Raw genomic sequence first — 20,017 nt, forward strand, 5'->3', positions numbered from 1 at the left:
AACAAAATATAAGGATTTCCTTATTCTGCTGTAGGCATGGTTCCCGCGAGCGATTTTATCTATTGAATTGTTTGCCTCTACTCTAGAATCAGCCTCTATCTGGCTATTATCGAGTACACGATTGACCTTGCGGGTCAGAGAGATCGTCAGGGTTTAATTGCGCTCAATGGAATTGAGCAAGACTTCGCTTTGCCTGTTCCCCGGACCTGGCTTTATCTCTTGTAGCCGGTCCCGTTTGGCATCGTGTTCGCGCGACGCTTCTTTCTTCTCTTCAGGAACCCGAATTCATTCCGAGGAAAATGACCCTAACCTCGTTGCGGAGCAATTCCGACACGGAAGCTCTTTTACAGGCATGTGTGAGCTTCGATCCATCTGACGCATCACATAGGGTGGTTATCCAGATGATGGTGATGCCTATGCTTCGGCGCCGCCTTGAACTATTGCAACTGGCAGCCCGCGTGGCACCTGCAAGCGGGCCAATTCAATCCGCGATACAGGAGATCGAGGCTGCCTTGAGCACCGCTTCGGCTCGTCTGGATCGCATGCCTCAACAAGACAAGGAAGCAGGCCGCAAGAAGCAAACACGTGGCTAACCCGATCATATGTCAAGCGATCCCCGCATACATTGCCCCCGATGCAAGCGCTACATCGTTCCGAAGCTCGCGCTCAACAGAAAGGCCACCAAACCGGACAGGCTCTATTGTCCGGATTGCGGCACGACGTTAAAGGATTTCTACAATGCATGGCCAGCTGCCATTATGGTTTTCGTTGTCATCGTATGCGTGATCTATTTCCGTCTCGGGCATGCGTGAAATTGGCTTTCCCTTCGCATTACAGGCTCGTCACATCCCGGCCGCTGCATTCAATTTCAGGTGCCTTGGCAGCAAGGCCATCTCCGGCTTTGGCACCGGCCGGCCATACAGGAATCCTTGCGCGACACGACAACCGTTCGCCTCCAGAAAGGCCGCCTGCTCGACCGTCTCGACCCCTTCCGCGACGACCTGCTGCCCCAGGCAGTGCGCGATGGACAGGATCGCCTTGACAAGCTCACCGTGACGCCGGTCTGTCGTCACCCCCTGGACGAACGATCTGTCGATTTTCAACGTGTCGATGGGGAATCGGACCAGATAGTTGAGCGCCGAGTAGCCCGTGCCGAAATCGTCGATGGCGATGGAAAATCCCATCGATCGGAGCGCCGAAAGCGTGCCCAGTATCGTGCTGTCCTCCTCCAACAGCAGGCTTTCCGTGATTTCGAGCTCCAGCCATTCAGGGCGACAGCCGGTTTCGTCGAGAAACTTGCCTAGCGTCGCGACCAGATCGCGAAACTGGAACTGGCTGGCCGACAGGTTAACCGCCACCTTGTGGAGTGCCACGTTGCCCGCGTTCCATTCGGCAGCCGTCAGGCAGGCCTCGCGTAACACCCACTCGCCCAGATCGGCGATCAGCCCTGTTTCCTCGGCGATCGGAATGAACTGGCTGGGCGGCACCAGGCCAAATCCCGGGCGTTTCCACCTCAGCAAGGCTTCCGAGCCGACTATTTCATTGGAAGGAAGCGAGACTTTCGGCTGGTAGTGCAATTCGAGTTCCCCGTGTTCGATCGCCCAGCGCAGGTCCGATTCGAGCAGCAGGTGCGCGGTGGCGTCGATCGTCAGATCTTTCGAGTAGAAACGGAAGCTGCGACGGCCGGCGCGTTTGACAGAGTACATCGCCGAGTCCGCGTATTTCATCAGATCGTCAGCTTCGACACTGTCGCCTGGATACACTGAAATGCCGATGCTGCACGAAACGAACACTTCTTTCCCGTTCAGCGCGAAGCGCTCGTCGAATCTGCCGAGGATCGTCCTCGATATATCTTCGAGAACACAGCGGTCGCGGATGTCCGGCAACAGAATGGCGAACTCGTCGCCCCCGAAGCGGGCCACGGTATCACAGGGGCGCACGCAGGCGCTCAGGCGCCTCGCCGCGTCGCGCAGCAACTCGTCGCCCACCGCGTGCCCCATGGTGTCGTTGATACCCTTGAAGCGATCCATATCGATCATCATTACGCCGGCGAGTTGGCCAGGCGCGGACCCATCGCCGGTTATCCGGCGCAAACGCTCGCTGAATAACGCGCGATTCGGCAACGCAGTGAGCTGATCGTAGTAAGCCATCTGGTGGATCTTCTGGCGAGAGACGTGCAATTCGGAAATGTCGCGCCCAACCGCCAGGACATGTTCAACCGTATCGTGCACGCCTCGCTCCGGGGCCAGCTTGATCAGATGGCAACGTTCCGCGCCGCCCTTCTCTGTCCAGCTCAATTCGAATTCGGCATCTTTTCCGCTCGCGAATACTTCCCCCAGCTTTTGCTCGTAAAGCAGCGTATTGGATCCGCCCGGACATTCGGACGGTTTCTTGCCGACCAGCGCGGCAGCGCCGCCTTCCACGAGCGCCGCAAAAGTCGGATTGACATACACGCGCCTGAAGCCTTTGTCGTAGCGTGCGATCGTGTCGGGGGAGTTCTCGACGAGGGTCCTGAATTCCCGTTCGCGCTCGGCAAGCATCTCCTCCGTATGCTTGCGCTTCGTGATGTCTCGCCCGACGCCGAGCACCCCGACTACATTGCCCTCCGCATCGAATAGCGGCAGCTTGCGTTTCTCGACCAACACATGTTCACCGGTACCCGGACGTGTGCCCCAATCTTCGCTGATGCAGATATGTCGTGCCGCGATGGCCGCCCTGTCCGTCTGCTGAAAACGTTCGGCTTCCTTTGCATTAAACAGGTGGTAGTCCGTTTTCCCGACGATATCGGACTCCCGCCTGCCGAACATACGCTCGAATGCGTGGTTGCAGGAAAGATAGATACCGTTGGCGTCCTTCAGCCATACCATGTCGGGAATGGTTTGCAGCACGCTCAGCAGGCGAACGCGCGCGGTGTCGAGCGCCTGCTCCGCCAGCTTGCGGGCCGTGACATCGCGCGACAGCACGAGGAACGTGTCGGTGCCTTGCGTTTCGCCAGGTTTCTTCGCCAGCGAATGTTCGAACCACCGGCGGCTGCCATCCGGCAGGTCGAAGATAATGGTGTGGTCATAGGTCACCCCCTCTCTGTCGGCTGCCCTGATAGCCTCCATCGCGGCCGTCGCCTGCTGCGGAGGCAACACTTCGCCGACCGTCCTGCCTAACAGCGTTTCCGCGGGGCTTGCAAGCATGTCCGGGTTTTTGGCCCAGACATTCAGGTATCGGCCGTCCCGGTCCAGTTCGAACAGAATATCGGGGATAGCCGCGATGATCCCCTCGGCGAAGTCGAGCGCACGCTTGAGATCATGTTCGGCCTGGCGCTGCTCGGTGATGTCGATCCCGATGGTCAGCACGGACGCGACAACGCCCGTTTCATCCCGTTCGGCAACCAGGTGAATGTGGTGAATGCGCTGCTGCCCAGCCTCCGTCGTGAAGCGCAATTCCAGTTGCCTTTCATTTCCGGAACGCGCTGTTTCCAGAATTGCGCCTTCGTATTCCTCAAATCGCCCGTCGGGGTAAAGCTGCATTGGCGTCTTGCCCGCCACCTCGTCGATTCCGTGACCGGAAAAGGCCGCCAGCTTGGGATTCTGGTAGACGATCTCTGCACGGATCGTATGACGCGCAAGATAATTCGGCAGATTCTCGGCAAGGGAACGGAACTGGCGTTCGCTTGCCGCCAGCGCTTCCTGCATGCGTATCCGATCCGTCATATCGCGACCGATACCAAGAATGCTGACAATCGTCCCCTCTTCATTTCTTTCCGGGATGATGCTGACCTCGTGCACCAGCAGGTTCCCCTCGCTATCGTATGCAGTCTGGCGCACGAACGGCAACGCTTCCCCGGTGGCCGCAACGTGGGCAATCGCTGCGCGCACCTGATCGTGGGATTCCGGAATCCGCGTGCCGATCAGGTCCGCTACGGGTTTCATCAAAATGCGTTCGTGCGTGGGGTTGACGTAGAGATAGTTGCCGAGGCAATCCCAGCGCGCGATATTGTCCGGCAGATTTTCAGCGAGAGAGCGGAACTGCCGCTCGCTGGTCACCAGCGCTTCACGCATCCCGCTGTTTCGATCGACGTTGGCGGCGAGGTGTGCGGCAACCTCAACACTCAGGTTTCGCAAGCGCAGCAAATGTGCTTGCAGACGCGTTGTTGCACTGTCTTCCGAAACATCGTCCTGTGCGGACACCTGGAGTTCCGCCGCAATAGCAGCGATTTCCTTCGCAATGTAGAGGACCTGTTCGATCCGCTGCTCGATTTCGAATGTCAACGCAGGCTCCAACGTAGTGGCGATATAACTCGGTTATGAAATGCAGCAAGTGCCGGAGCGCTGCCAGTGAGCGCCGGGAGCATCAGCGCCAGATTCACGCAGTCGACCGGAACACGGAGGCCCACAGTTCATTTTCACATATCCGCCCATCGGACAGACGCCTGGGCTATCGCCCGGTGGAACTTAGGCAGCGGATTCTTGTGGCTTGCGCAAAACCGTTGGGCTGAAGGGAGGCCTTACCGTCCTGGACCGATTGGATCTGAGTACCGACACCGGCGCGGCGCAACGAGAAATTGCATAAGACTTCCGCGTGCGAAGTTGAGGGAAGGTGTCTTGCGCCTCTCCACCGGAGCATATGTATACGGCCTCCCAGACAGTTTATTTAGCTGCAGTCAAGCAAGACTGTCCTGTTTTTGGCGTAGACAAACTTGACCTGTCTCCATGGCTGCGAGGACTGGGAGGTCGACGACACCCTCGCCGTCATTGAACAATTCTGTTTGCGAATGTCTGACTCAATGACGTCACGCGAACGCGAAACCAGAGGTTCCAGCCAGCCTGGCTGGAACCTGGCACGGCGGTGCGGCCTTCAACCTGGCCGAAGTGCGTTCAGGTAGCGATTGACTTCCGTCAGGAGCGCAGAGTGGTATTTTTCAGGTAAGCATCGGTCGTCGCCGAGGGACAGCAGATCTTCAATCCTGTCGCGGAACGCGGCGGCAATATCCGCCCGCATGGCGTTAGGCAGATGTGTCAGCATGCAAACCAGCAGCTCGCCAACGACCGCGAGACGCGCACCATGCTGAACAACGGCGTGGCCATTCGTCTTCGATAGCGTCGCAAGGGCATCGAGCAACACGCGGTCGCTCACTTCCCGGACTTGAATGCCCAAGGCGAGCAGCGATTGTTCGGACACAGCGGCTTGAGCTTCCCGGCTGTCGTCGTGTTGCACTTTGTAGGCGTTGTACATGTGGTCGGATCCAAGTCAGAAGGTTTGCCAGTCCTCGCCTGCGGTATCGGCTACAGCCGCTCCTGATTTGTCGGAACTGGTGGCTGGCGCGACCTTTGGCTTCGCAGGCGGAGTGTGACGCGTCTTAAGCATGGCCGGTGCAGGCAGGCGAGGTTTGCTCCTGGGTAGAACGACTCGCGGCGCCGATTGCACTGCGCCGGGAGCCATCTCGAACACCGAGACGGCATCTTTCAAACTGGTTGCCTGTTCCTCAAGCGATTGTGCGGCGGCTGCCGCCTGCTCGACGAGTGCCGCATTCTGTTGCGTCACTTCGTCCATCTGGCCAACAGCCAGATTCACCTGTTCAATGCCGCGGCTCTGCTCTTCGGAGGCCGCGGCAATCTCGCCGACAATATCCGAAACCTGCTTGATCGCCTGCTTGACCTGCCCCATCGTCGAACTGACTTCCACGGCTTGTCTCGAGCCGTCCTGAATCGTTGCCACCGACGAGCCGATCAGCTCCTTGATTTCTTTCGCAGCGGCGGCAGAGCGCTGAGCCAGGCTGCGGACCTCACTGGCGACGACGGCAAAACCACGTCCCTGTTCACCTGCGCGCGCGGCCTCCACCGCTGCATTCAACGCCAGAATATTCGTCTGGAAGGCGATGCCTTCAATGACACCGGTAATCTCCGAAATCTTGCTCGAACTTGCACTGATTTTCTCGATCGTGCCGACCATACCCTGGACGGTCTCGTTACCTGCGTCGGCGACTTCGGTTGCGCGCGTTGCCAGCGCATTGGCCTGGCGGGCATTGTCGGCATTCTGCTTTACCGTCTCGGTCAGTTGCGTCATGCTCGCGGCGGTTTCCTCCAGAGACGCAGCCTGTTGCCCGGTGCGGGCTGACAGGTCGGTGTTGCCGCTGGCGATTTCCCGCGACGCCACCGTGACCGACTCAGCGGATGTCTTGATCCCGTAGACCGTATCGCTCAGCTGTCGATCCATTTTCTTGAGGGACGAGAGAAGTTGGCCGAACTCGTCTTGCGATTCGATCTGGACGTCGTTTCCGAGCTTCCCGGCGGCGATCTGATCCGCAATGTTGACTGAAGCACTCAACGGCACGAGGATCGCCCGCAACAGGTAGATCAAGGCGCCGGCAGCGAAAAGCAACGCACAGGCGATTACGCCAAACGAGATATAGCGCGCATTCGAAATGGCCGCTTGCTGCGCTGTGAAACGCGCTTGAGCCGTTGTCCGCAACTCCTGTTTCATTTTGGTGAGAATGCCGAACACGTGGTTGGCATTGTCCTTGACTTCCAGCCTGTTGACTTCAGCGCCACCCTTCACGTCGCCAGCCTCGATGCGCTCCACCTGGTGCTTCATCCCGGCCGCCATTTTCTGGTAGGCGTCCCGCAGCTCCTTGACCGCCGCGAGCTTGTCGCCATCGCGATGACTTTCCAGATCGCCGATAACCTTGTCGACCTTGTCAAAACGTTCCGCGTTTTCCTGCTTCCATCCGGCAATCGACGCAGGGTCGCCGATCGCGATCATTCTGAGAATGTTGATGTCGGATCGGGTAAGCAGTCCATCGATCTCACTCACGGACGCCGCGTCAGAAAAATCGGTCTGGTACATCGATTCCATTTCTCCCCCAGCGGCATTGAGGCGCGTGAGAAAGAAGGCGCTCAAGGCAAGCGTCACGAGCACCAGGCTCGCGACAATGGCAATGAGCCTTTTTTTAATGCTTAAATTCATTGAAAATCCTTATCTGTAATGCCCGAGGCGCGAGTTCACCGCTTTCCCGGCGCCAGCCGGAGCGCATTGATCCTCGCGAGGGTTCAACTGAATGCCGCGGCAAACCTTGTGCTCTCCCGTTTGCGCGGCCTCTATAGGAAATAACGGCAACGGCTACTGAGGCTGAATAGCTACTCCTAGCGATGCAAGCCGCTAATTAGCGCGTCAGAAGGCTGCCAAACAGTTTGCATCCATTGCGAGATCTTTCCTTAAGCAGTTCTAGCCGGAGCTATCCTGATGGCTTGCATTGAGCACGGCGAGTCCAATGGCGGAACGGGAATCGACCATAAGTTTTTCAAGAACACGGCCGACATGAATGCGCACAGTCCAGTAACTGATGTTTAACCTGGCCGCTATCTGCTTGTCGGCGAGACCCTTGAGCAACAGGTGGCATATTTCTCCTTGACGCAGAGTCAGGTCGAACCGTTGCTGAAGCCAGGGTCCGGACCCGATCGTATGCGCGAGCAGGTGCACCACGCACGCACGCCCCTTGTTTCTCGCGCTGACTGCGTGTTCGACGCAAAGATTGAAACCGTTCCACTGCAACGTCAAAGTCGAGTCGCGCAGTATCAGGGATAACAGACGGTACAACGCTTCCCTCTCGCCACTTTCCAGGTCGGCCATGAGTTTGCGAGCCTTGTGATTGGGCTTCGGGTCTTCCGATTCCTGAACCAGGAAGCTGGCACAACTGCCGGTAGATATCCCCGCCTGATCGTTAGCGCGCGCAATGACGCGCAAATGGTATTCGTTGACAAGGTGAGGACGCAGGACATTGAGCAAGGCAACCTCCCGTGCTCCAAAGCGCTTTTTCGGGTTGCTCGTCCAGAAGCGATAGTCGAACTGGACTTGATCCGTGTCGTGCAGATACAGGTCGATGCCGGAGTACACCTTGTAAGGGGACAGAAAATCGCCAAAGAATTCTGTTCTACGGAGTGCTCGACGATCGATCAAGGTATCGCTCGGTGTTGGATCATGGCGTCCGCGTTGCAATGGCCAGAAGGGATCAAGGAACTGGAATCGCTGCTCGTAGTCAGCGGCCATCTGAGCGTCGCGCCCCCAGTGGGTGGCCTGCTCGAATCGACCCGCGCGGCCGTTCCATACGGCGTGTCCAATGAAGTCTGCCTGGAACAAAGCCGTCAGCTTCTGGATAGCGACTGGACGGTCGATAAGGCTCAGGTGTGACGGCTTGCCGAGTAAATCGACCAGATCCACTAAGAGGCGAAGATCTTCGGTACTAAAGTGCATGGTGTGCGGTGCAATTTTTTTCTGAGCCTGGTTGCATGTACCAGCGTCTTGAATATGGACCTCATGTCGAATGCAGACACGATGATTTCACTATACGAACCACGAATTCCGGCTCGCAGCCAGGTGAGCGTCGGTCCGGCCAGAATTGATCAGGCCGGGAAGAATATCCGTCTGAACGGAATCAAAACGCTGTTGCACCTGGAGCAAACTCTGGAATGCAAATAGTGGGATAAACATTAGCGCCATCTATCCAATCAAAAGCATCCCGCTCAGGCGCTTTCCAATACTTACTTTTTCGTTTTCCTCCTGGTTATGTTATGTGCCCGCGTGAGGAGCCCCCATTTACGCCGGCGTGTAGCGATGTTCAATCTGGCCATAACGTATTGACGGCACAGGCGAACGAAAGCCAAATAGGGCGCGGGATGAGATTTTTGTAGGGTTTTACTGAAATCGAGGTAGGTAATCGTGTTGATTCGATAGACGCCGGTAAATGATTGCGGACCTCTTAAGCGCGCTTCGCACCCTATTCGATTTCTATTCGGCAATCCGGCAAACTGGACTTTGCCAATTTGCGCTCACACTCCGTACGCGCAACGCATACGCTTGACCCTTCCAGATACGCGTGCAGCCACGCTTGCGTGACGGCATGCCCTACCCGTCAGGTCCGCCAATGATTCGTCAAAATTCCGCTCCGTACGCCGCCCTGCTGCTGCGCATCAGCCTGGGTGTGCTGTTTGTCGCTCACGCGCTGCTCAAGCTGTTTGTTTTCACTATCCCGGGAACGATCGAGTTTTTCCAGTCAATCGGTTTGCCCGGGCCGCTTGCCTATCTGGTGATCGCACTGGAGCTATTCGGCGGGATCGCCTTGATCCTTGGATGGTACGTTCCGTACTTCGTGGTTCCACTGGGATTGGATCTCGTTGGCGCGATCGTCACCGTGCACGCGGCAAATGGTTGGCTTTTCACCAATAAGGACGGCGGGTGGGAGTACCCTGCCTTCTGGCTTGTCGCCCTGATCGTATTGCTTCTCCTCGGCGACGGCGCGTTCGCGCTCAGACCGGTCCGCAAAGCAGATTGACCGCCACGGCGACCCGGGGTTTCAGGATCGCGTTTCCACCACGCCCACGCTCACGCCCTGACCGGCGTGGCGCGGCCTGCCGTCTCTCCCGGCCAGATTCATCGAGACTCAATTCAAGAGGCATCCTATCCAGTCTCTCTGCTCATTCAGAGCGGAGCGCACGTCCAAGTGCGCTCCGCTTTTTTTTGCTCGCGTGCCACGCTCACGCACGCCCATCGCGCGTGCCTCGAACGGCAAAAATAGGCCTTAAAACAAGCCTCTACAGATAAACCCTCGGCGACGGTTTGCCAATTTCGGCTAAAGACATTTTTTTGGCATCCCTAGATTTCTCCTCACGGCAACCCGAAGAAAACCGTATCCGGTTCGACAAGAGGAGTGGGAAATGAAGCAATTTTTTAAGCTGGGCGTAGTGGCCATTTGCAGCGGGTCGATTGCGCTTGCATGGGCAGAGTCCGCCAACGATCTGACGATTACCGGTGCGCAGAAGGGCGCCAGCAGCGACGGCGCAATACCTGCGTTCGCCGGCCGGGATACGCCGCAAGCCGGATGGAGTGCAGGCAAGGTGCGCGGCGACTACTGGAAATACAAGGACGAGAAGCCTCTGCTTTCGATCACCGCGGCCAATCTCGACAAGTACGCGAGCAAGCTTTCTCCGGGACAGCTCGCCCTGTTCAAGCAGGTCAAGAACTACCGGATGGACGTGTATCCCACCCACCGCGATTGCAGCTATCCGGACTGGGTCCAGGAGAACACCAGGAAGAACGCCGACAGCGCAAAACTCACCGCAAGCGGCGACCATTTGCAAAGCGCCACCTTGCCTGGCCTGCCCTTCCCCGGCGCGAAGACCGGCCAGGAAGCAATGTGGAATTACCTGACGCGCTATCGCGGTGTCGGTGCCGAATGGGCGAAGGTCTACACGATGGTATCGCCGCGCCCGGGCAGCACCGACTGGATCTCGGTCACGAGCCGCCAGACGCTGTACTTCCCTTGGGGCAAGAAAGGAGCAAACGCGCTCGGCCCGAAGGACTCGCTGTTTTCAATCTACTACGGCTATGACTCGCCCGCGGCGTTTGCAGGTCAGGCCATCGTTCAGACCTTCCACTTCGCCGACAACGAAGCGGAGGCGTACTACTACTTCCCCGGACAGCGCCGCGTGCGTCGCATGCCGTCGTACAACTATGACGCGCCGCAGATCGGCTTCGAGAACCAGTACACCGTCGACGAACCGTGGCTGTTCAACGGCGACATCGATCGCTTCGACTGGAAGCTCGTCGGCAAGAAGGAACTGTACGTGCCGTACAACGCGTTCGCGATGTACGACTTCAACAAGAGCGTCGGCGACGTGTTCAAGCCAGACGCGGTCGATCCGTCCGCACGCCGCTATGAACTGCATCGCGTCTACGTGGTCGAGGCGTCGCTGAAGTCGACGATGCGCCACGTGTCGCAGAAGAAGGTGCTGTATCTCGACGAAGACAGCTATCTCGCGCTGATCGGCGAGGACTACGACGGACAGGGCAAGCTCTGGAAGACCAAAGAGGGTTATCCGATCCCCGTCTGGGAGCTCGGCGGAACGTGCGACGTCGAGCCGTTCGTGCAATACAACCTGCTCAACGGCCGCTACGTCGACGATCAGACCGTGATCGGCGCCGGCCGGGACGTGCGCTATTTCGAAGAGTCGAGCGATCCGCGCTTCTCGTCGAATTACTACTCGGCAGAAAACCTGCGCTCGATCAGCGAGCGATAGGCAAACGATAAGCAAACGATCAGCAAACGAATACGCATCGACAGATGCGTCTCCACAGGGATCGGGCTCACATACGAGGTTTGGGGATGAACAGGATAACGAAACGCGCGGCACGCCGCGCGAGAAGCGAAAGCGCCGAGCCAACGCAAGGCGCATTCACTGTAATGCATGGAACCGCGATGCGCCTATCGGTCGCGACGTTGCTTGGCCTGTCGGCCAGCGCGTATGGCTACGACTTCGATACCGGCATCGGCGACCTGCACGGCTCATGGGTCTCCAATCTGACGGGCGGTGCCGGGATCCGCGTGAAAAACCCAAGCTGCTCGCTCACGGGCGATCCGAACTCATACGGTTGCGGCGCGGCGGCCAACGTCGGCCAATGGGGATTTGGCGACAACGGCGACCTGAACTATCGCAAAGGGCAACCGTTCAGCACGTACGTCAGCGCCACCAGCGAGCTGCTCTTGACCATGCCCAACGAGGGCTACAAGTTCATGATCCGCGGCACGGGCATGTACGACTTCCTCGCGGGCGACACCTCGAGAACGCCGCTGTCCAGCGACGCGCGTGCACAGGTCGTCTACAACGCGCAACTGCTCGACCTGTGGGCCGAAAAGGACTTCTCGATCGACAGCCAGCCCGCCCACGTGCGGGTCGGCAACCAGGTGATCAACTGGGGAGAAAGCTACTTTGCATCGGGAGGCATCAACGCCACCAATTCGGTCGATATCCAGAAGCTCCTGATACCGGGCACGCAACTCAAACAGGCCCTGTTGCCGGCGCCGATGATCAGCTTCGCGGCCGGTCTCCCGGCTGGCCTGAGCACCGAGGCGTACTACCAGTTCGGCTGGAACGGCAATCGCTATCCGCCCGTGGGCAGTTACTGGTCGGTGGCGAACAACTTCGGCCGCGGCGCGGTCGCGGCGACGGGCAGCACGGTCAACGCCAACCTCGGCGGCGTGGATGCCGGCACCATCGCCGGTTCGAACAGCGGCAACTCGACCACCCTCTCGGCGATCAACAGCGGCCTGATCAGCGGCCAGTACGCCGGCTCGCCATACAATTCGATCGGCATTCCGGCATCGACCGCGCTGCCCAGTTACACCACGCCGCAATTCGGCGTGAAGCTGGGTTACAAGCCGCACAACGCCGACGTGAACTTCGGCTTCTACTACGAGAACTATGTCGACAAGGCGCCGGTGCTCTCGACGCTCGCCAACGGCACCAACCAGTTTACCTACCTGAAGAATCGTCAGTTGTTCGGCGCCAGCGCGAACTTCTCGATCGGCGACTGGGCAATCGGCACCGAACTGTCATACCGGCCGAAGGATGCAGTCGCGCTGTCGGGGTGTTTCGGCGCGGGCGGCCCACTCGACCTGAACACTAACGGCGTGTCCGGCGTGAACTGCCAGCAATGGGTCGACCGGAAGAAGTTCCAGTACGACCTCAACGGTCAGCTGAATCTCACACAGAGTGCTTATCCGTTCCTCAAACTGTTGCACGCCGACCTCGCGGTGCTGACCGCCGAACTGACGTGGATCTACTACCCGGGGCTGAGTGCGAGCGGTGTCACGCGTTCCGTGAACGGCACGACGGTCACGCAAGTGCCGGCGGCGGGCTATAGCACGTGGCTGAACAACAACTCGGGGCTCGGCTACCCGATCATCGCGGCGCAAGGCACTGCGAGCTCGGTCGGCGCCACGGTCGACTTCAACTGGACCTACGACGGCACTGTCATTCCCGGCTGGCAGGTGACGCCCGGCGTGACGTTCTCCGATGCGCTCTATGGCTACACCCCGACGTTCACGGCAAATTATCTGCAGGGCGCGAAATCCGTCAACGTGTATGTGCTGTTCAACCAGAATCCGGCCGTGTGGCAAGCCGGCATCAACTTCACAGCGTTCTTCGGCGGACATCAGAGCGTCGGCCAGCCGTATGCGGACCGCAACTTCGTGGGCCTGTTCGCCACCCGCAATTTCTGAGGTTCGAGCATGAGATCCGGCGGCAGGCACAAGCGTGCTTTTGCCGCCGGCGTCTCGTGACCTATTTGAAGGAATTCCGCCGTGTTAAATCACTTCGTCAGTCGGCTCGAACGACTCTTCTTCGGCCATCGCGCAGTCACGCTAGGCGTCATCGGCATTTTCACCGCGGTGATGGCGGTGTTCGCCCTGCAACTACGCATGGAGGCAGGCTTCGACAAGCAGATGCCGACCGGCCACGAGTACATCCGTACGTTTCAGCAGTATCGCAGTGATCTGTTCGGCGCCAATCGCCTGACGATGGTGGTGAAGGCGCGCCATGGCAGCATCTGGACGCCGCAAGGTCTCGCCAGGGTCTATCAGGTGACCCAGGCCGTGACCTTTCTGCCGAACATCGATCGCCAGGGCGTGCAGTCGTTATGGACGCCCAATACCTTCGTCACCGAAATTGCCGAGGACGGGTTTCGCGCGAAGCCGGTTATCGACGGATCGATCACCTCGGCGCAGTTGAACCCCGCTCTCGTCGAGACGATCCGCCAGTCGGCGGCCCTCGGCGGCTACGTCGGCACGCTGGTCTCTCGCGATCAGACGAGCGCGATGATCACGGCCGATCTGAACGACCATGACGCCGCCGGTCACGCGCTCGACTACGTGCAGTTCAACCACACCCTGGAAAACCTGCGTCAACGCTACGAAGATGCCGACTACGAAGTGCAGATCATCGGCTTTGCCAAGCAGATCGGCGACGTCGCCGAGGGCGCTTCGTCGGTGCTCGGCTTCTGTGCGATCGCACTGCTGCTGACCGCCCTGGCAGTCTACTGGTATAGCCACTCTGTCCGCTTCACGATCCTGCCGATCGTCTGTTCGCTGACGTCGCTGGTGTGGCAGTTCGGCACCCTTCGACTGCTCGGCTTCGGCCTCGACCCGCTCGGCGTGCTGGTGCCGTTTCTCGTCTTCGCGATCGGGGTATCGCATGGCATTCAGCAGATCAATCACATCGTGCGCGAACTGTCGCACGGCAAGTCGACGCTGGAGGCGGCCCGGCACAGCTTCCACGGTCTGCTGATTCCCGGCACGCTGGCATTGATCACCGCGCTCGTTTCATTCATCACGCTACTGCTCATTCCGATCCCGATGGTGCGTGAACTGGCGATCACCGCCTCGCTCGGCGTCGGCTACAAGATCATCACCAACCTGATCATGCTGCCCGTCGCGGCCTCGTGTTTTCACTTTACCAAAGCCTACGCGGACCGTGCCCTCGTCAAACGCGAACGCCGTTCCACGTGGCTGCGCATGCTGGCACGCGTTGCGGAGCCGAAATTCGCCTATGCGGTTGTCGGCGTCACTGCCGCGATCTTCGTGCTCGCCGCGTGGCAAAGCCGCGACCGCGTGGTCGGCACGCTGGAACCCGGAGCGCCCGAGTTACGCGCCGACGCCCGCTTCAATCGCGACGCGGTATCGATCGCCAACAGCTACGACATCGGCCTCGACTGGTTGACGGTGGTGTTCGAATCGAACGGCGCGGCTTGCGACAATCCACGCGTCGGTACCTTCGAAGACGATTTCGCCTCGACGATGCAGCGCGAGCCCGGGGTGGTGTCGGTGCAATCGTATCCGGCCATGCTGCGCACCTACAACGAGGGCTATAACGAGGGCAATCCGAAGATGAACGTGGTGCCGATCGACTCCGCCAACTACGGCGCGCTGTCGGCGGAAATCGGCCGGGTGCGGGGCTATATGAACAAGGACTGCAGCATGACGGCCGTGCATCTGTTCCTGACCGACCACAAGGCCACCACCCTGACGCGCGTACTCGACGACGTCAAGCACTATCGCGCCACGCACCCGCTCGACGGCCTGACCCTCCGTCTCGCGGCCGGCAACGGCGGTGTGCTCGCCGCCACCAACGAGGAAGTCGCGCAAAGCGAGCTGCCGATGATGCTGTACGTCTACGCGGCCATCCTGATCCTCGTGTTCTTCGCCTATCGCGACGTGCGGGCGATGATTGCATGCTGTACGCCGCTCACGGTCGCCACCTTCATCGGCTACTGGTTCATGAAGGAGCTGCACATCGGACTGACCGTCGCGACGCTGCCGGTAATGGTGCTCGCCGTCGGCATCGGCGTCGACTACGCCTTCTACATCTACAACCGCCTGCAATGGCACATGGCCAACGGCCAGCCGATCGTCAAGGCCGTCGAGCATGCGATGCTGGAAGTGGGCGTGGCGACCATCTTCACTGCGATCACCCTTGCGCTTGGCGTCGCCACCTGGAGTTTTTCGGCGCTCAAGTTCCAGTCCGACATGGGCAAGTTGCTGGCGTTCATGTTCGTGGTCAACGTCGTGATGGCGATGACCGCCTTGCCTGCGCTCGCGGTCGTGCTCGAGCGAGTGTTCCCGCGCAGAAAACCGGTGCGCGCCCCCGGCATTCTGAGCCACTGACGCACCTCGCTCATCGAAGGGAAACCGATATGATCAAATCGACACTGCTGCTCGCGTCGCTGTGCGCCGCGCTCGCGGTTCAACCCGGCTTTGCCCAGTCCCCCAGCGCGCCGGGAGCAAAGCCCCTCGCCATCACCGCGGCGCATGCCTGGACCGATCCCGCTCACTCGCTGCTGCTCGACGCGGCCTATGCCGGGTCGAGGATCGTCGCGGTCGGCGAGCACGGCATCGTGCTGCTGTCCGACAACGGCGGCGAGACCTATCGGCAGGCCAGCGCCGTGCCCGCATCGACAACCTTGACCGCCGTCCATTTCGCCAACGCGCGGGACGGCTGGGCGGTCGGTCACTGGGGCGCGATCCTGGCAACCACGGACGGCGGCGAGCACTGGACGCTGCAGCGCTCGGACCCATCGATCGATCAGCCGCTGTTCTCCGTCTATTTCAAGGATGCCGTGCATGGCTGGGCCGCCGGTCTGTGGTCGCTGTTGCTGGCGACGAACGACGGCGGCAAGACATGGACCCGGGTCGCCCTGCCCGCGCCGCCGGGAGGCGGCAAGGCCGACCGCAACCTGTATCACCTGTTCGCCGACAGCCGCGGCGTGCTCTTCGTCGTGGCCGAACAAGGGCTGGTGCTGCGTTCGCGCGACGACGGCGCATCATGGGAGTACCGCGAAACGGGCAACAAGGGCAGTCTGTGGGCGGGCACGGTTGCACCGGACGGTTCGGTGCTGGTCGGCGGTCTCCTTGGGCACCTTTACCGCAGCACCGACGACGGCGATACCTGGACGCCGCTCGACTCAGGATCGAGCGGTTCCATCACGGCGCTGGGCGTCGCGGGCGGCCAGGTCATCGGCGTCGGACTCGACGGCTTTGTGATCAGAGGCACGCCGGACGCGGCGCATTTCGCCGCGACCCAGCGGCCCGACCGCGCGGCGCTGACAGCCGTATTGACGAACCCGCGCGGCGTGCCGATCCTGCTTTCGAAGGACGGCATCCTGAAGCCCCAGTAAAGGGAGCGACTTCAGCAGCGAGGAAAAACCACGGGGAGCCCGTGCGAAATGGCTACGGTAACGGCGCCTGGCGTCGATCAGGTACGCCCCAATGCAGACACAGCGTCACGGGTTGCCAATTTGCGCTCCCGGCTGCGATTTTGGCTCCCTAAAGTGCATTGCATCGCGCACGGCAATCGGAAAGGCAACCGACCACCGTGCGCACAATCGTTCCGAACCAGAGAATCCCTTGCCCGATCACCCATTCTGGAGTCAAGCACATGACTGTCGTAGCTGAATCACCCGAGTCGACCGAGCTTCGGCAAGGTGCGTTGGGCCTCGGGTTCATCATCTTCTTTGTCATTTCCGCAGCGGGCCCGCTCGTCGCCATCGCCGGCGGCTTCCCCATCGGCATCATGCTCGGCAACGGCGCGGGCACCCCGTCCCTGCTGATCGCCACGGTGGCGATACTGCTGGTGTTCTCCGCAGGCTACACCGCGATGGCCCGCCATATCACCAACGCAGGCGGCTTCTATGCATTCACCGCCCGTGGACTGGGCGGCACCGCCGGCGGCGCCGCGGCCCTGCTCGCGCTGCTTGGCTACAACACGATGCAGATCGGCCTCTACGGCATGTTCGGCGCCGTCGTATCGGGATTGCTAGGCAGCCGCTTCGGCATCGACGCGCCGTGGTGGGCCTGTTCGTTTGTGGCGCTGGCCAGCATTGCCGTGCTTGGCTACCGGCAAATCGATCTCTCGGCGAAGGTCTTGAGCGTGCTGGTGTTCGGCGAATATATCGTCGTACTGATCCTCGACCTGGCGATCCTGAAAGCAGGCGGCGACAGCGGGATCAACGGCGCGTCGTTCACGCCCCATGCGTTTCTCAGCGGCACCCCGGCGATCGGCCTGCTGTTCTGCTTCGCGAGCTTCATTGGCTTCGAGGCCACCACGATCTACAGCGAAGAGGCAAAGGATCCGCATCGCACGGTGCCACTGGCGACCTATATTTCGGTGTTGCTGATCGGCGTGTTTTACGCGTTCTCCGTGTGGTGCATGGTTATCGGCGCGGGCGACGGCAAGATCGTCAAAACGCTGACGGCCCTGTCCGACCCGACGACTTTCCTCTATACGCTGTCGGATCACTACGCGAACAAAACCCTGACCACGGCGATGAGCCTCCTGTTCATCACCAGCGTCTATGCGGGACTGCTCGCCTTTCATAACTCGGCGTCGCGCTATTTCTTTGCGGCGGGCCGCGAAGGTCTGCTGCCGAAAATGATCGGCCGCACCCATCGCATCCATCAGAGCCCTCACATCGGCTCGATCATCCAGACGGTGCTCGCCGCCGCCGTCGTGCTGGCCTTTGTCGTTGCCAGGACCGATCCGGTTCTGACGCTGTTCTCCTGGCTCACGAACGTCGCGACGCTTTGCATCATTGCGTTGATGGCGCTGTCGTCCGCGGCTGTGTTTGCATTCTTCAGACGGGTTCGTTCCGGCCCGGAAGGCCCGCTGCGCACATTCGTCGCCCCGCTCGTCGCGGGTCTGACGCTAGCCGTCGTGCTGGTTCTCGCCATCGTCAACTTTTCGGTGCTGACCGGCGCCAGCGTGGCGTTCTCCTACGCACTCACGGCGTTGCTGCCGGTCTTCGCGGTCATCGGCACGGTGCTGGCGAGAAAGCTCAAACGCCGCGACCCCCAGGCCTTCGCCCGGCTGGGCAGTTCCAAGCTATAACGCATCGCCTGCGCTGCCTCGTGCACACGGCAATACGTGTGCACGAGGCGGCACGTGGATCTCATCTTACCCAGAGAAAACAGTGGAAATGAACAAGCTGGACTCGCTGACTTACTACGCCGCGACGAAAAAATACGATCTCAGGTTTCCTGTGCTCAACGAAGACATCGATGCCGATGTGGTCGTGGTGGGCGGCGGCTTCTCCGGGATCAATACGGCGCTCGAACTGGCCGAACGCGGCATCACCAACATCGTCGTGCTCGAAGGCCGCTACCTCGGCTATGGCGGCACCGGGAGAAACGGCGGCCAGATCATGGCCGGCATCGGTCACGACCTCGATGCGATCAGGAAGCATGTCGGCGACGAAGGCCTGCAGCAGATCTTCAAGATCAGTAACGAAGGCGCAGGCATCATCCGGTCGCGCATCGCCAAGTACAACATCGACGCCGATTTCTGCTTTGGCTACGCCTACCTCGGTTTCAACCAGCGTCAGGAAAAGACACTGCGCGCCTGGGAACAGAGCTTCAAGGCCGTCGATCCCACGGTCGACGTGCAACTGCTGACCGGTTCGGACGTTCGCAAGGTCGTGGGCTCCGATGTCTATGGAAGCGCCCTTCTGCACATGGGCGCGGGTCATGTGCATTCGCTGAATCTTCTGCTGGGCGAAGCGCAGGCACTAACGAGCCATGGCGCGAGGATTTTCGAAAACAGCGCGGTGATCGATGTCGAGTACGGCGAGCGGGTGACGGTGCGCACGGCGATGGGATCCGTGCGCGCCTCGAAAATGCTCTGGGCGTGCAATGGCTTCCTCAACGGCATGGAACCGGAGATCTACCGCAAGACCGTCAACACCTATGCGTTCCAGCTGTGCACCGAACCGCTTTCCGATGAACTCATTCAGCGCATCAGTCCGATTCGGGGAGCGTATAGCGATATCCGGCCGGTCATCGACTACTACCGCGTCACCAATGAGAACCGTCTGCTGTTCGGCAGCGCGACGGCGCTCCTTGACTACATCCCCAGCGACCTGAAGGCGTGGAACCGCGGTCTCATGCTCAAGGTATTTCCCTATCTGAAGGACGTCAAAATCGATCTGGCGTGGGGCGGCCCGCTTTGCTGCGGCGCAAACCTGTTTCCGCAGATCGGCTCGCTGGCGGCCCATCCCAACGTGTTCTATGTGCAGGCGTATGCGGGATTCGGCGTGACCCCGAGCCACATCGTATGCCGCGTGCTTGCCGAGGGCATGAGCGAGGGGTCACAGCGCTATGACCTGATGAGCTCGATTCCGCACCTGAACATCTTTGCCAAGGACAGCTTGCGCGCCGTCATGACCACCGGCGGAAAGGCATGGAACCAGCTTAGCGGGTTCTGGAAAGGGCGCCGCTAATTTCTTTCACCGTAGTAAAAATGGAGAACGACATGCTTAGCATCAAATTGGGCGCACCGCCGCCGGCCCTGGACTCGTGGGGCACAGTCGCCGACCTGGGGTCGACGATTATCGAAGGAGACGTCCTGGCGTTCGGCCACATTCACTTTGGCACCCCGACCGCGCCCGTTAGCGCCGGCTACTTCGCCTGCACGAAAGGTCAATTCGACATGGTCTACCCATTTACCGAACATGCGACCGTGATCGAAGGCGAATGCGTGCTGCGCAATGGGAATACCGGCGAATCCGTTCACTACAGGGCCGGCGATAGCTGGTTCATCGAGAAAGGCACGCCGATCTCCTGGCACATCCTGACGGACAGATTGACGAAACACTACCTGGCCGTGGCATAGCCCGGGAGGGTCGACTAGCGTCCAGTCACCGAGTG

Annotated in this window: 12 protein-coding genes; 8 read left to right on the forward strand and 4 right to left on the reverse strand. The window is 60.0% G+C overall.

Going from position 1 to position 20,017, the window contains the following annotated elements:
- Window positions 1-842: 842 nt before the first annotated feature.
- The 4 genes from DSC91_RS09305 to DSC91_RS09320 form a co-directional block, all read right to left on the reverse strand.
- Complete coding sequence (locus DSC91_RS09305) at window positions 843-4,262, reverse strand: sensor domain-containing protein (RefSeq protein WP_115777852.1); 3,420 nt, start codon at window positions 4,260-4,262, stop codon at window positions 843-845.
- A 586-nt stretch (window positions 4,263-4,848) separates the two neighbouring features.
- A complete protein-coding gene (locus DSC91_RS09310) occupies window positions 4,849-5,226 on the reverse strand; it encodes a hypothetical protein (protein ID WP_115777853.1) in 378 nt (125 codons plus the stop codon).
- Window positions 5,227-5,241: 15 nt separating this feature from the next.
- A complete protein-coding gene (locus DSC91_RS09315) occupies window positions 5,242-6,957 on the reverse strand; it encodes a methyl-accepting chemotaxis protein (protein ID WP_115777854.1) in 1,716 nt (571 codons plus the stop codon).
- Window positions 6,958-7,215: 258 nt separating this feature from the next.
- A complete protein-coding gene (locus tag DSC91_RS09320; protein WP_115777855.1) occupies window positions 7,216-8,241 on the reverse strand; it encodes a helix-turn-helix transcriptional regulator in 1,026 nt (341 codons plus the stop codon).
- Window positions 8,242-8,911: 670 nt separating this feature from the next.
- On the opposite strand from DSC91_RS09320, the gene DSC91_RS09325 reads away from it, so the two are divergent.
- From DSC91_RS09325 to DSC91_RS09360, 8 genes are all read left to right on the forward strand, one after another.
- The gene (locus DSC91_RS09325) at window positions 8,912-9,319 is read left to right on the forward strand and encodes a DoxX family protein (protein WP_115777856.1); all 408 of its coding nucleotides are present in this window, start codon (window positions 8,912-8,914) and stop codon (window positions 9,317-9,319) included.
- A gap of 382 nt (window positions 9,320-9,701) precedes the next feature.
- On the forward strand, window positions 9,702-11,063 hold the full coding sequence (locus DSC91_RS09330; protein WP_115777857.1) for a DUF1329 domain-containing protein: 1,362 nt from the start codon (window positions 9,702-9,704) through the stop codon (window positions 11,061-11,063).
- A gap of 179 nt (window positions 11,064-11,242) precedes the next feature.
- On the forward strand, window positions 11,243-13,045 hold the full coding sequence (locus DSC91_RS09335) for a DUF1302 domain-containing protein (RefSeq protein WP_229758170.1): 1,803 nt from the start codon (window positions 11,243-11,245) through the stop codon (window positions 13,043-13,045).
- 81 nt (window positions 13,046-13,126) lie between these two features.
- The gene (locus DSC91_RS09340) at window positions 13,127-15,484 is read left to right on the forward strand and encodes an efflux RND transporter permease subunit (protein WP_175171892.1); all 2,358 of its coding nucleotides are present in this window, start codon (window positions 13,127-13,129) and stop codon (window positions 15,482-15,484) included.
- A gap of 29 nt (window positions 15,485-15,513) precedes the next feature.
- On the forward strand, window positions 15,514-16,494 hold the full coding sequence (locus DSC91_RS09345) for a WD40/YVTN/BNR-like repeat-containing protein (RefSeq protein WP_115777859.1): 981 nt from the start codon (window positions 15,514-15,516) through the stop codon (window positions 16,492-16,494).
- A 260-nt stretch (window positions 16,495-16,754) separates the two neighbouring features.
- Window positions 16,755-18,203 carry an APC family permease gene (locus DSC91_RS09350; protein WP_115777860.1) on the forward strand — a complete coding sequence of 483 codons (1,449 nt, stop codon included), beginning with the start codon at window positions 16,755-16,757 and terminating at the stop codon, window positions 18,201-18,203.
- Between the two features lie 88 nt (window positions 18,204-18,291).
- Entirely contained in the window at window positions 18,292-19,590 is a 1,299-nt protein-coding gene (locus DSC91_RS09355) for an NAD(P)/FAD-dependent oxidoreductase (protein WP_115777861.1), read from the forward strand.
- 32 nt (window positions 19,591-19,622) lie between these two features.
- Window positions 19,623-19,982, forward strand: coding sequence for a cupin domain-containing protein (locus tag DSC91_RS09360; protein ID WP_115779770.1), 360 nt, complete (start codon window positions 19,623-19,625; stop codon window positions 19,980-19,982).
- The last annotated feature ends 35 nt before the right edge of the window (window positions 19,983-20,017 follow it).

The sequence above is a fragment of the Paraburkholderia caffeinilytica genome (genome assembly GCF_003368325.1).
GTDB lineage: Bacteria > Pseudomonadota > Gammaproteobacteria > Burkholderiales > Burkholderiaceae > Paraburkholderia > Paraburkholderia caffeinilytica.